Here is a 12,388-nt window from a genome sequence, read left to right as displayed (position 1 = left end):
TTTACCATTCTGACCTGCGAATAGTTAGATAGGGTTTTTCCCTAGGAGGTTGGTGGGAATCCCCCAAGAACGTTGATCCTCGCACATTTCGTTAAGAAAGGTTGTATATTTTGTGGAGGAGAGATCGTCAGTCGAAGGGAGGAGAATGTATGGCTAAGACTAAGAGGAACAAACTTGCCGTCTGGACCGCCTCCGTGTGCGCGTTTGGTATGGTCATGGGGTTGGTCGCATGCGCGCCCCAGGCAACTACAGACGACAAGACGGACCAGAAGGCAGACGAGAACAAAACGGTTCAGGTGGAAACGCCTGAGGCGGACAAGTTCGGCGTTGTCGTTGCCGAGTCGTGGAAGGACGCATATCCGGATCAGTACGCATCGTACCTGGAGAACGAGTCCAATTCGCCCGATTCCGGCAAGCACAACTACCTGGAGCTGTACCCGGCTCTGAACACCATGTACAAGGGCTACGCGTTCGCGCTGGGCTACGACGAGGCGTCGAGCCACCTGTACACGCTGCAGAGCGTGAAGGAAACCCCGCGTACCACGAAGAAGGAACAGCTCGCCGGTTGCATCACCTGCAAGACCCCGCAGTTCACCGCTCTGGCGAACGAAGAGGGCGACTCCGTGTACAAGGAGAAGTTCAATGATATGATTGGCGAGTTTGACGAGCCGATCAGTTGCTACAACTGCCACGAGAACGACCCGCAGTCGATCAGCACGCCTGGCACGTACTTCGTGAAGGCCCTGGGCAACGACGCCGGCGAGAGCTCGAGCGTACCCATGAGCGCGCAGGCATGCGGCCAGTGCCACAACGAGTATTATTTCGATGGCGAGACCAAGGTCACCTCGAACCCTTATACGGGTCTCAAGGAAATGACCCCGGACGCTATCCTGGCTTACTACGACGATATGAACTTCAAGGACTGGAACCACGCTGACACGTTCGCTCCGATGATCAAGGTTCAGCATCCCGAGTTCGAGACGAACTACGGCGGCGACCAGTCCCCCATGGCCAAGCAGGGCTACAGCTGCTCCGATTGCCACATGGGCACGGTTGAGGGCGAGAACGGCGAGTACACGTCCCACAACTGGACGAGCCCGCTCGAGAACAAGCAGCTCATCGAGAACGACTGCAGCAAGTGCCATGACGACCTGGAGAAGAAGGTCAAGGACATCCAGGCCAGCGAAGAAGAGCGCGTGACCTCGATCAGCGAGAAGATCGAGGACATGACCGGCAAGATCGCCGAGAAGTACGCCGACGAGATCGCCGCCATGAAGGCTGCCAGCGAGGCCAAGACCGACATCCCCGCTGCGTCCGAGGAGCTTGCCAAGCTGCAGACGCTCCAGCGCAACGCTCAGTTCTACTGGGATTTCGTGATGGTTGAAAACAGCGAGGGAGCGCATAACTCCAAGCTGACCGACGAGACGCTCGACAAGGCCGAGGCCGCTGTCGACGAAGCTCTGACGATGCTCGCATAGCCGACAACGACGTTCTCTCCAACGTCTTTCGAGGGATGGGGAAAGGAAGCCTGGCTTCCTTTCCCCATCTTGGGAGTTTCGACCCCTTTGCTTGAAAAATCTGCCGAAAAGGGCTTTATCACACGAAAAACGGGGGCAATCCGGGCTAATTCCCCCCAAATGGGTGATAGGTTTTTTGTCGGTTGACCGGTAGTATGCTTGTGGTAAAGTGCTTGTGTTTCCGTTTGGCACCGAAATCGATGCCAACTTGTAACGGAGACGACGGAAATACAAGACGAGAAAATCGAAAGGGGGTTAGAGAGCATGAGCGAAGAGGAAACCAAAGTGGAAGCCGCCACTGAGGCACCTGCGACTGAAGGCTCTACGACCGAGGAAGCCGCTCCCAAGAAAAAGGGAAAGAAGTGGCCCATCGTCGTGGGTGTTGTCGTGGTTGTCTTGATTGCAGCCGGTGCCGGCTTCTGGGTTTGGCACGAGCAGCCGAGCTTCTGCGCCGCCATCTGCCACACGCCGATGGACGAGTACCTTGAAACGTACGAGCAGGAAGCGGGCACGACGGGCGTCGACAAGTGGGGCAACGAAGTGAGCAACACGAACGCGATGCTGGCCGTTTCGCACAAGACTCAGGGCAAGGACTGCATGTCTTGCCATGTGCCTACGCTGAGCGAGCAGATGTCCGAGGGCTTGAACTGGGTTACCGGCAACTACGTGTATCCGCTTGAAGAGCGCGACACGGAGATGCTGACCGAGGCGCGCGGTCTTGACAGCGACGAGTTCTGCCTGAACGAGAGCTGCCACAACCTGACGCGCGACGACCTGATCAAGGCCACGAGCGACATGGAGTTCAATCCGCACCAGGCGCAGCACGGCGAGATCGAGTGCAGCGAGTGCCACAAGGCGCACCGCGCTTCCGTGATGTACTGCACGCAGTGCCACAGCGAAGCCGAAGTGCCGGAGGGCTGGCTGACCGTTGCCGAGGCCAACAAGCTTTCGACGGCGGCGTAAGCCACCAAGCACCACCGCTCGTTCGCGAGCAGAGAACTGAATAAGCAAGAGGGAGCCCGCCGAAGCGCAATCGTACGCTTGGACGGGCTCCTTTTGTCAAAGGTCCGAAGAACGAAATGGTGGCTGCACAGCTCCCGCATCGAGGCGCATCGAGCGCCGCGCATGGTGAATCTTTGAATTCCGTGCCATTGCGCTCCTCGGAACTTTGAGGTACGTGAAAATGACGGTTGGAGAGAGACAAATAAGGAGGCGAGCGTGAACGCGAAAACGAAGCGCCGCATGGTTGTGGTGACCGGGGTCATCGTCATCGTGCTGGTGGTCATTTTGGCCGTCGTGGGCGGGGCGAGTTCCGCGAAGACCGTGTCGGTGGCGGAGGCTGCAACGGGGAACTACGCGGACCAGAAAATCCAAGTGAGCGGCAACGTCGTCGAGAACTCGTTCGTGACCGAGGACAACGTGCTGACGTTCGACATTTACGATCCGAACGGGGACGCATCCCAGCAGCTTCACGTGCGCTTCGAGGGTGGCGTTTCCGCCACGTTCGGCAACGACGTGACGGCGATCTGCACGGGCAAGATCGGCCAGGACGGCGTGCTCAACGCCAGCGAGCTGGTGACGAAGTGCCCGTCCAAGTACGAGAACGCCACGGACGCGCTCACGGTCTCCCAGTTGACGGGTTATGGTGACGAGGTCGTCGACAAGCCGGTGAAGGTGTCCGGCGCGGTGAAGGAAGGCACGCTGAAGGCGGCGGGCGAGGGCGATCGCTTCGTGCTCGTCGATCCCGAAAACGGCGAAGAGCTTTCCGTGGAGTTCGACGACGCGATCTCGGACGAGGTGAAGGACGGCTCGTCGCTCGTCCTGACCGGCTCCTTGAACGCGCAGGGCAAGTTCACCGCGACCGAAGTGGCCCTCGAGGGCTAAGTCGCTCCCCATGAAATGAGGGGCGGCTTCCCGCCGCCCCCGAAAGGATAGTACATGCCAACAATAGGTTTGATCGGACTGCTCGTCGCGTTCGCCGGCGTAGCGGTATCCGTCGTGTGCCTGATTGCGGGGGCGATCCTGTCCCGCAAGAAGCCCGGCGGCGTGGGGGAAACGCTGACGTGGGGCGGCCATGTCGCCGTGCTCCTGTCCATGGCGGCCCTCACCGTATGCTGCGCCATCCTGGTGTACTGCTTCTTCTCGGGCGATATGAGCATCGAGTACGTGCTGCGCTACCACAGCGACTCCTCGAGCGACCTCGCCTGGCTCTACAAGCTGTCGGGCCTGTGGGCCGGCCGCGAAGGCTCGCTGCTGTTCTGGGCGTGGCTCATCTCGCTGTTCAACTCCGTGGTTGCCGTGCGCAACATGAAGTCGGGCCGCAAGCTTGATTCCATGGCCCTGCTCGTGTCGCAGCTCGTCATGGCCGCGTTCGTGGGCGTGCTGCTGTTCTCCGAGAGCAACATGCCGTTCACGGCCACGCCGGCCAAGTACTTTGACGGCTCGGGCAACCTGACGAGCGCCGCGTCGGTGCTCGGCATGAACACGCTGCTCGAGCACTGGGCCATGGCCATCCACCCACCCACCCTGTTCGTGGGTTACGCGGGCCTCACCATTCCGTTCGCGTACGCTATCGCCGCCATCATCGTGAACGACTCCTCCAAGGAGTGGGTCGTGCGCTCGCAGCGCTACACGCTGTTCTCCTGGTTCTTCCTGGGCGTGGGCATCGGTCTGGGCGCCATCTGGGCGTACGTCGTGCTCGGCTGGGGCGGCTACTGGGGTTGGGACCCCGTCGAGAACGCCAGCTTGCTGTCGTGGATCGTCGGCGTGGCGCTCATCCACAGCTTTACCGTGTACCGCCAGCGCGGCGCCTTCAAGCGCTGGTCGGTGATGTGCGCGTGCCTGACGTTCGCGTTCGTCATCGTGGGCACGTTCATCTCGCGCTCGGGCCTCGTGCAGTCGGTGCACGCCTTCGAGGGCGACCCGGTGTCGCTCGCGCTGTTCGGCGTGCTCATCGGCGCCTCCATCCTGGCCGGCATCGTGGGCCTCGTCGTGCGGTGGAAGAGCTTCGGCCCGGCCGGCTCCGGTGCCGACGACGTGGAGAACATGCTGTCGAAAGATGCCGCCTACTACTTCAACAACGTCATCATGGTCGTGTTCGCCGTCCTGCTGACGTACATGACCATCTCCTCGGCGCTGCCCTCGCAGCTGCCGTTCGGCGGCCAGTCGGTGTCTGCCGGCACGTACAACGCTATCGCGCGCCCGCTCGGCGTGATCTACCTGGCCATCCTCGCCGTGTGCCCGCTGCTTTCGTGGGGCCGCACCGAGGGCAAGCAGTTCTGGAAGCGCGCCCGCATCCCGGCCGTCTGTGCCGTCGTGCTGTTCGCCGTGCTCATGTTCTACTTCGTCACCTACCTGCTGCCCAGCTACAACGCCATCCTGGCGGCGGGCGGCACCGAGGCCGACGGCCTCCTGGAGCAGGGCCCGTCGTGGTACTACAACGGCGTGGCCGTGGTGGGCCTGCTGGTGGCCAGCCTGCTGTTCTTCAACTCGCTGTTCATGCTGGGCCGCGCCATCCGCGGGTACCAGAAGGGCCACGGCGGCAACGTGCTGGCGTCCGCCTGGGGCATGCTGGTGAATCGCGCGTCCACGTTCGGCGGCTTCGTCGCCCACCTGGGCATGGCCGTGATCCTCGTGGGCCTCATCGGCTCGTCCATGTACGTGACCGAGAAGACGGGGTACGTGAAGTACGACGAGGAGACCGACTCGGCTCCCGAATCGTTCGTCATCCAGGACTTCGAGCTGCGCTACACCGGCAACGTCATCGACCCGCAGCCGAACGACGACGACATCCTGTACACGGTGAACTTCGACGTGTACAAGGACGGCGAGTTCGTCGGCGCGGTGAGCCCCACCGTGCAGTTCGTCCAGTCCACGCAGCAGCAGAAGCTCGTGGCCAGCGTCATCTCGTTCCCGACCGAGGACCTGTTCGTGGTGTACCGCGGCGTGAACTCCGACGGCGACTTCTCGATGGACGTGCGCGTGAACCCGCTGATCTCGCAGGTGTGGATCGGCTTCGGCCTGCTGATGGCGGGCGTGCTCATCGCCACCGTCGGCCGACGTGGCGCGAAGCGCAAGCTGGCTGACGGCACGGAGGCGCCGAAGGGCGTCGACGCCGACGCCGTGGTGGTCGAGGTGGCCGAGAAGACCGAGAAGCTCGAACCCGCGAAAGACGAGGCGTAACCCGTCATGGAGGCCGTGGTGGAACCCGCGATCAAGACCAAGAAGCTCTCGAAGGTGTTCGGCAACCGCCGGGCCGTCGACAACGTGTCGATCGAGGTGCCGCAGGGCGCGTTCCTGTCCATCTTCGGGCCGAACGGCGCGGGCAAGACGACGCTGCTGCGCGTGCTGTCCACGCTGTCGCGGGCCACGTCGGGGGAAGCCCTGCTCATGGGCGTGGACCTGAAGGAAGATCCCGACAAGGCGCGCGACCACATCGGCCTCATCTCGCATAACTCGATGCTCTACCCCGACCTGACGGCAGAGCAGAACCTGTTGATCTACGCGCGCCTCTACGGGGTGGAGAACCCCGAGGCGCGCGTCCTCGAGCTGCTGGAGGCGGTGGAGCTCAAGCATCGCCGCCTCGACGTGGTGCGCACGTTCTCGCGCGGCATGACGCAGCGCCTGTCCATCGCCCGCGCGCTCATCCACGATCCCGGCGTCGTGTTCCTGGACGAGCCGTACTCGGGCCTCGACCCGCACGCGGTGGAGATCTTCGACGGCCTCATCGAGCAGCAGCGCGAAGACCGCACGTTTGTCATGGTGAGCCACGACCTGCAGAAGGGCTTCGCCATGTGCACGCACGCACTCGTGCTGGCGAAGGGCAAGGTGGTGGCGTTCGACGAGAAGGGCGCGTTCGACTTCGACGAGTTCGCGGCCCTGTACCGTTCGACGGTTGGCATGGGGGTGGCGTAAATGGCGGTCACGCTGAAGAAGCCCTCGACGTTCCAGCAGTACAAGACGCTGCTGCGCAAGGACCTGGAGCAGGAGTTCCGCACGAAGGAGATGCTCACGTCCATGGGCATCTACGCGCTGCTCGTGATCATCGTGTACGGCGCGGCGCTCGCGCAGACCTCGCAGACCACCGACGTGCTGCAGATGAGCGGCGGCCTCCTGTGGGCGCTCATCGTGTTCACGTCGCTGCTGGGGCTCAACCGCTCGTTCGCGCACGAGAAGGAGCAGGGCTGCCTCGAGGGCATCCTGCTCGTGCCGATGGACCGCTCGGTCGTCTTCCTGGCGAAGGCGACGTCGAACCTGCTGTTCCTGCTGGTGGTGGAAGTGATCGCCGTGCCGCTGTTCTATTTCTTCTTCCTGACCACCACCACGCCCTCGGAGAGCTTCTGGCTGCTCGTGGTGCCCCTGCTCATCGGCACCATCGGCGTGGCGGGCATCGGCACGTTGCTGTCCACCATCACCATCAACACGCGCGGCAAGGACGTCATGCTGGCCGTGCTGTTCATCCCGCTCATATTCCCGCTGCTGTACGCCTGCGTGTCTGCGACGACCGCGGCCATCGTGGGTGCGGAGGGGTATGCGGACGTGATGCTGACGTCGTTGGCGCTGGCCGGCGGCTACGACGTGATCATGATCCTCGTATCGTGGGTCCTGTATGATTTTGTGATTAGCGCTTGAGAGAAAAGGAGCGGTATGACTGAGGAAACGAAAAAGGCGCTCAAGCTTCCGGAGGCGGGCCAATGGCCCGACCGGATCGCGCCGGCGGTGCTCATTGCGGGCGCCGTGCTGTCGACGATCGGCTTCTTGCTGGCGTTCCTTTGGGCATCGCCCGTCAACGGCGCCGCGGTGAACGGCGTCGAGATGATCGGCGGCCAGATGGTGACCAACGTGCTGCTGTTGTCGCAGAAGATCTTCTACTTCCACATGCCGGTTGCCATCACGTCATTCGTGGCGCTTGCGTTCGCGGGCTACTACGCCGTGCGCTTCCTCATGACGAAGAACCGCCGATTCGACACCTGCTCGAAGATCGCGATGGAGATAGCGCTGCTGTTCGTCGCGTGCACCATGATCACGGGCGATCTGTGGACGCGGTTCGAGTGGGGCGTGTGGTGGACCTGGGATCCGCGTCTGACGACGTACCTCATCCTCATGCTCATCATCATCGCGTACTTCATCCTGCGCAACGCCATCGACGAGCCCGAGCGGCGCGCGACGTACGGGGCGGTGCTCAGCATCATCGCCCTCATCGACGTGCCGATCTGCTTCATGGTGACGCGCCTCATCCCCTCGAGCATCCATCCGGTGGTCGTGCGCGAGGGCGGCATGTCGGGCGATATGGGCATCACGCTCATGTTCTGCCTCGCCGGCATCCTCATGGTCGGGTACGCGCTGTACCGCTTCCGCTTCCGCCAGGTCCGCCTGACCGAACGCGTCGAAGCGCTGAAGGAGCAGTTGGAAGATTAAGGGTTCCGCCGCGGGCAACGCGGTTGAGCATGCGAAGGAAGGTTGATTGATATGAATTCGGTTCTCGCTGAGATATACAGCACCATCGTCCCGTCGATGCCGTTCGTCATCGGGGCGTATGCGCTCATGTGGGTGGCTATCCTGGTGTACGTGCTCATCATCATGCTGAGCTACAAAAAGGCCGAGGCGCAGATGACGGTTCTGGAAGAGGCCGTCGCGGAGCTGCAGGCGAAGCAGTAGCATGGCGACGGGCTTTTCGCTCGTGCTACAATAGCTGAACGCAATGAACGAGGCGCCGCTTTTGCGGCGCTTCGCGTACGTTATCGAGAAAGGTTCGTCGTATGAAGGCTCTCATTCCCGCTGCCGGCCTCGGCACGCGCTTCCTGCCCGCCACGAAAGCGCAGCCGAAGGAAATGCTGCTCGTGGTGGATCGTCCGGCCATCCAGTACGTGGTGGAGGAGGGCCTCGCGTCGGACGCCGACGAGGTGGTCATCATCAACAGCCGCGAGAAGAGGGCCATCGAGGATCACTTCACGCCGAACCCGGAGCTCGTGGAGCTGCTGCGGGCGCGCGGGAAGGACTCGTACGCCGACGCGGTGGAGCGCGTGGGCAACTACAACGTGAGTTACGTGTACCAGGACGAGGCGCTGGGCCTGGGGCATGCGGTGCGCTGCGCGCACGAGAAGACGGGCGACGAGCCGTTTTACGTGCTGCTGGGCGACGTGCTGGTGCCTGACAACAAGATGCTGCCGCGCATGCAGGAGGTATCCGACGCGCACGGCGGCGCCAGCGTCATCGCGGTCATGCCGGTGCCGGACGACCAGGTGAGCCGCTTCGGCGTCATCGCCGGTGCGGCCGTGTCCGACGACGTGTGGAAGGTGGACGCGCTGGTGGAGAAGCCGGCGCTCGAGGATGCGCCCTCGAACCTGGCCGTGTTCGGCCGCTACCTGCTGAGCGCGCGCGTGATGGAGCTGCTGGCCGACGTGGAGCCCGGCGTGGGCGGCGAGATCCAGCTGACCGACGCGCTCGACGCCGTGCTGCGCGAGGAGGAGATGTACGCGCTGGTCATCGACCCCGCCGACGGCTTCGACACCGGCACCGTGGAAAGCTGGCTCGAAACGAACAACGTGCTGTTCGCCCGCAAGAACGGGTAGAGATCGGCACGAGCTCTGCCGGAAGAACGCAACGCATGAACGCGAAGGGGGCCGCTCAAGCGGCCTCCTTCGCGTTCATGGTTCATCCGAAAAAAGAGATTGGCCCGGGGAGAGGGGAGCTCCACCGGGCCGCAAGGAGGGGGATGCGGTACCTATTGGGTACCGACTCTGCTTTAAGGGGTAAGCAGATGCAAACTGAAAGGAGGGGAGCCTTTCGCTTGCTGTAGCCATTATAGAAGCTGGAGTTGATCATCGTATGTCGTGCGGATGCATGTTTTATGGATCGGCGACCCCGTAGGTAACGGATGGGTAACCAAGGCGAACATGCGCCCGCCCATCACCCCGCGAAGCGCTTTCCCCTTACGCCGTCAGATGGTCGATCGTGCGCTTGATACAGGTGTGGGCGTAGTTCCAGTAGGGGTCGAGCGCGCTTTGCATGATGTCCTGGTGCGTGTGGCCGAAGTGCCACTGAAGCCGACCGAAGATGCCCATGACGTGATATTCCGCCAGGAAATTCAAGACGTCGGGCGGGATGACCTTGCTGCCCAGCATGTACCGGATATCGTCCTTCACCGCCGGAACGTACAGCTGCACCAGATAGGCGAACAGGTTGTTGTACGAGCGCTTGTCGATGCGGAACATGTTGGCGTAGTAATCGCGATTGTCCACCCAATGATACGAGATGGTCTTGAAGTACGGGCCCTGCGCCAGGAACCGGTCCTCCGTCTCGATCCGCACGTAGAACGGCCAGTCGCTGTAAGGGTCGTGCAGTTCGGGATGGGGCTTGACCAAGGTGCACCCGGCGAACTCCGTCTCCACGGTGCGCTTGAACGACGAGCGGAATATCCAGATGATGAGATCGTCGACGTTCTCGAAATAGTAGTAGAACGTCTTGCGCTCGCAACCCATGGCATTGGTGATGTCCACGACGCTTACGCGACGGTTGGGCGGGGAATCCGTGACCAGGCGCATGAACGTGGCGGCGAACTCGTGCTTCCGGGCATCCTTGACGCTCACTGACCATCACTCCTTGCGAAGGACGTTTGGTTTTCTGGGAGAGTCGGAAGTGGTTGATTGCCCCATTATAAAAGGGTGCATAAAAAACCTTCCCGAGAACTGTCACCCAGTTCCTCGAATGTGGTTCTTGATACCCTGAAAATCAACCCACTTTGAGCGAACTGGTCATAGTTTCAGCCGATCAGAACCCATTTTCAAAAGTGTGGTCATATTTGTTCACATGCACAATTTCATATACTCCAATCACCTCGAGGACGGCGGGTCGCACCCGCCCAAAGGGCGCAGGGCGCGCCCGTATCTTTCATCGAGAAGGAGGAGAGACATGGCTGGAGGAACGTACGATTTCGTGGTGCTCGGAGGCGGCCATAACGGTCTGCTGACCACCGCCTACCTGGCGAAGGCGGGATTCAAGGTGTGCTGTCTGGAAGCCAACGACGAGTTCGGCGGCGGCACGCGTTCGCAGGAGATCGCGCCCGGCTACATCGCCGACACCGGCGGCATGGTGCACAACATGATCTCGAAGACGCCCATCGTTCGCGGCGACGAGCTGGGGCTGTTCTCGAAATACGGCTTGGAATACTGCTACCTCGATTCGCTGTTCTGCTCGATTTTCCCGGACGACACGAACCTCGTCATGACGAAGGACATCGACCAGTCGTGTCAGAACATCGCGAAGTTCTCCGAAAAGGATGCCGAGACCTACCTCGAATTCAACCGGTACATGACCAAGATGCTGTCGGTGGCCGGCATCGGCTCCCAGTCCCCGCCGCCTCCGTACGGCGCCATGATGAACGTCATGGGCATGAGCCCCGAGGGACGCGAGTTCCAGCGCGTTCTCAACTCGTCGGCGCAGCAGATCGTCGAGGAGTGGTTCGAAAGCGAGCAGGCGCGCGTCACGTTCACCCGCTGGTGCACCGAGATGATGATCGACCCGCGCGCCATCGGCACCGCGTCGCTGCTGTACTTCACGGCGGGCTTGCACGATCCGGCGAATCCCGGCGCGCCCTTCCCGAAGGGCGGCTGCATCAACTTCGTGAACGCCCTCAAGGCGTGCTGCGAGGACAACGGCGCCGATCTGTTCGAGAACGCGTGGGTCGACGAGATCACCGTGGCTGGAGGCGAGGTCAAGAGCGTGCGCACGAAGAACGGCGATGAGTACCTCGCGGAGAACGCGGTGATCAGCACCATCAACATCAAGGACGTGTTCGACATGCTGGGCGACGACGCCCCGGCCGAGGACGCCCATTACGTCAAGATACTCAAGCACTGTGACTTCATGGCGCTCAACCAGGCCTTCGCCCTGAGCAAGGTGCCCGAGTTCAAGACGGGCCCCGAAGTGAACAAGACGTTCTGCATCGAAGCCGCGCCGTGGGAGCCCGAGTACCTCGAGACGTTCAGCGAATACACGCTGGGCGGGTTCAATCCGAAGCTGCCCCTCATCACCATCCCGTCGCTCACCGACCCCACGCGCTGCCCCGAAGGCCACAGCGTGGTGAACGTGTACAGCTACGCGCCGTGGAACCTCGACGGCGACTGGCGCAACTGGGAGACGCGCGGCGACGAGCTGAAGAAGCAGGTGTGGGACTTCTTCAAGAGCATGACGACGAACATCACCGACGACGACATCATCGCCAAATGGGGCCTCACGCCGCTCGAGTACACGGAATGGGACCCGGCGTTCAAGCATGGCGACATCGGCCAGATCGGCATGCAGCCCAGCCAGATGTACGACATGCGGCCCATCGTCGGCAAGGGGCATCTGTATCACGGCGATATCGAGAACCTGTACTTCCTCGGCAGCTCCAGCCATCCCGGCGGCGGTATCGCGGCAGGTGCGCGTGCGGGCGTGCAGAAGGTGCTCGAAGACTACGGCGTGGACTTCCGCGACGTGGTGAAGTAGCCGTTCGGTCGGGGAGGGGCGACGCGTTTCGCCGCCCCTCCCCGTCGATTGCCGAAAAGGAGGTGAATCATGGCTGGAAAGCCTCAGAAGAAGCCCTCGATCGTGGCGCGCACCGAGGACGGGAGCCCCGTCGTCGAAGTGTTCGGCATGAAGTTCGACGGGGAGAAGCTGATCATGGACTGCAAAGCCCTCGACAGCATGCGCATGGACGTGGTGATCGGCGCCGACGACATCGCGGCGGGTTGGCCGGTCATCTGGGAGAACAAGTCGCCGATCATGGCGTTCGGCAGACGCGTTCCGAAGGCGGTTCGGGCATGGAAGAAGGAGCAGAAGAAAGGGGCCTCATCGGGAAGGTGACGCCGCTCTCGAATGAGAGGAGGATG

12 protein-coding genes are annotated in these 12,388 nt (G+C 62.0%); 11 read left to right on the top strand and 1 reads right to left on the bottom strand.

All coding sequences use genetic code 11. The features are described 5' to 3' along the window. The first annotated feature begins 149 nt into the window (after window positions 1–149). From GS424_RS14915 to GS424_RS14875, 9 genes are all read left to right on the top strand, one after another. Window positions 150–1,478 carry an ammonia-forming cytochrome c nitrite reductase subunit c552 gene (locus tag GS424_RS14915; RefSeq protein WP_160941257.1) on the top strand — a complete coding sequence of 443 codons (1,329 nt, stop codon included), beginning with the start codon at window positions 150–152 and terminating at the stop codon, window positions 1,476–1,478. A gap of 303 nt (window positions 1,479–1,781) precedes the next feature. Beyond that, entirely contained in the window at window positions 1,782–2,480 is a 699-nt protein-coding gene (gene cgr1 / locus GS424_RS14910; RefSeq protein WP_160941256.1) for a cytochrome c-type protein Cgr1, read from the top strand. A gap of 255 nt (window positions 2,481–2,735) precedes the next feature. Then, window positions 2,736–3,401: a cytochrome c maturation protein CcmE domain-containing protein gene (locus GS424_RS14905; protein ID WP_160941255.1), complete on the top strand. Its 666-nt coding sequence runs from the start codon at window positions 2,736–2,738 to the stop codon at window positions 3,399–3,401. Window positions 3,402–3,455: 54 nt separating this feature from the next. After that, window positions 3,456–5,699, top strand: coding sequence for a heme lyase CcmF/NrfE family subunit (locus GS424_RS14900; RefSeq protein WP_244977574.1), 2,244 nt, complete (start codon window positions 3,456–3,458; stop codon window positions 5,697–5,699). 15 nt (window positions 5,700–5,714) lie between these two features. After that, entirely contained in the window at window positions 5,715–6,431 is a 717-nt protein-coding gene (locus tag GS424_RS14895) for an ABC transporter ATP-binding protein (protein ID WP_483400356.1), read from the top strand. Then, on the top strand, window positions 6,432–7,148 hold the full coding sequence (locus GS424_RS14890; protein WP_160941253.1) for a heme exporter protein CcmB: 717 nt from the start codon (window positions 6,432–6,434) through the stop codon (window positions 7,146–7,148). 15 nt (window positions 7,149–7,163) lie between these two features. Then, window positions 7,164–7,934, top strand: a complete 771-nt coding sequence (locus GS424_RS14885) for a cytochrome c biogenesis protein (RefSeq protein WP_160941252.1) — start codon at window positions 7,164–7,166, stop codon at window positions 7,932–7,934. Window positions 7,935–7,985: 51 nt separating this feature from the next. Next, the gene (locus GS424_RS14880) at window positions 7,986–8,174 is read left to right on the top strand and encodes a hypothetical protein (protein ID WP_160941251.1); all 189 of its coding nucleotides are present in this window, start codon (window positions 7,986–7,988) and stop codon (window positions 8,172–8,174) included. 101 nt (window positions 8,175–8,275) lie between these two features. Continuing rightward, complete coding sequence (locus GS424_RS14875; RefSeq protein WP_160941250.1) at window positions 8,276–9,088, top strand: UTP--glucose-1-phosphate uridylyltransferase; 813 nt, start codon at window positions 8,276–8,278, stop codon at window positions 9,086–9,088. A gap of 360 nt (window positions 9,089–9,448) precedes the next feature. On the opposite strand, the gene GS424_RS14870 is transcribed toward GS424_RS14875, so the two are convergent. Continuing rightward, window positions 9,449–10,105, bottom strand: coding sequence for a hypothetical protein (locus tag GS424_RS14870; protein WP_160941249.1), 657 nt, complete (start codon window positions 10,103–10,105; stop codon window positions 9,449–9,451). Between the two features lie 322 nt (window positions 10,106–10,427). Here GS424_RS14870 and GS424_RS14865 point away from each other — a divergent pair, with 322 nt between their 5' ends. Both GS424_RS14865 and GS424_RS14860 read left to right on the top strand, forming a co-directional pair. Next, entirely contained in the window at window positions 10,428–12,005 is a 1,578-nt protein-coding gene (locus GS424_RS14865; protein WP_160941248.1) for a phytoene desaturase family protein, read from the top strand. Between the two features lie 69 nt (window positions 12,006–12,074). Continuing rightward, window positions 12,075–12,362: a hypothetical protein gene (locus GS424_RS14860; protein WP_160941247.1), complete on the top strand. Its 288-nt coding sequence runs from the start codon at window positions 12,075–12,077 to the stop codon at window positions 12,360–12,362. Window positions 12,363–12,388: the final 26 nt, after the last annotated feature.

It is taken from the genome of Eggerthella guodeyinii (genome assembly GCF_009834925.2).
Lineage (GTDB): Bacteria > Actinomycetota > Coriobacteriia > Coriobacteriales > Eggerthellaceae > Eggerthella > Eggerthella guodeyinii.
The sequence above is the reverse complement of the archived record's forward strand: the minus strand, read 5'-3'. Positions and strand labels throughout refer to the sequence as shown.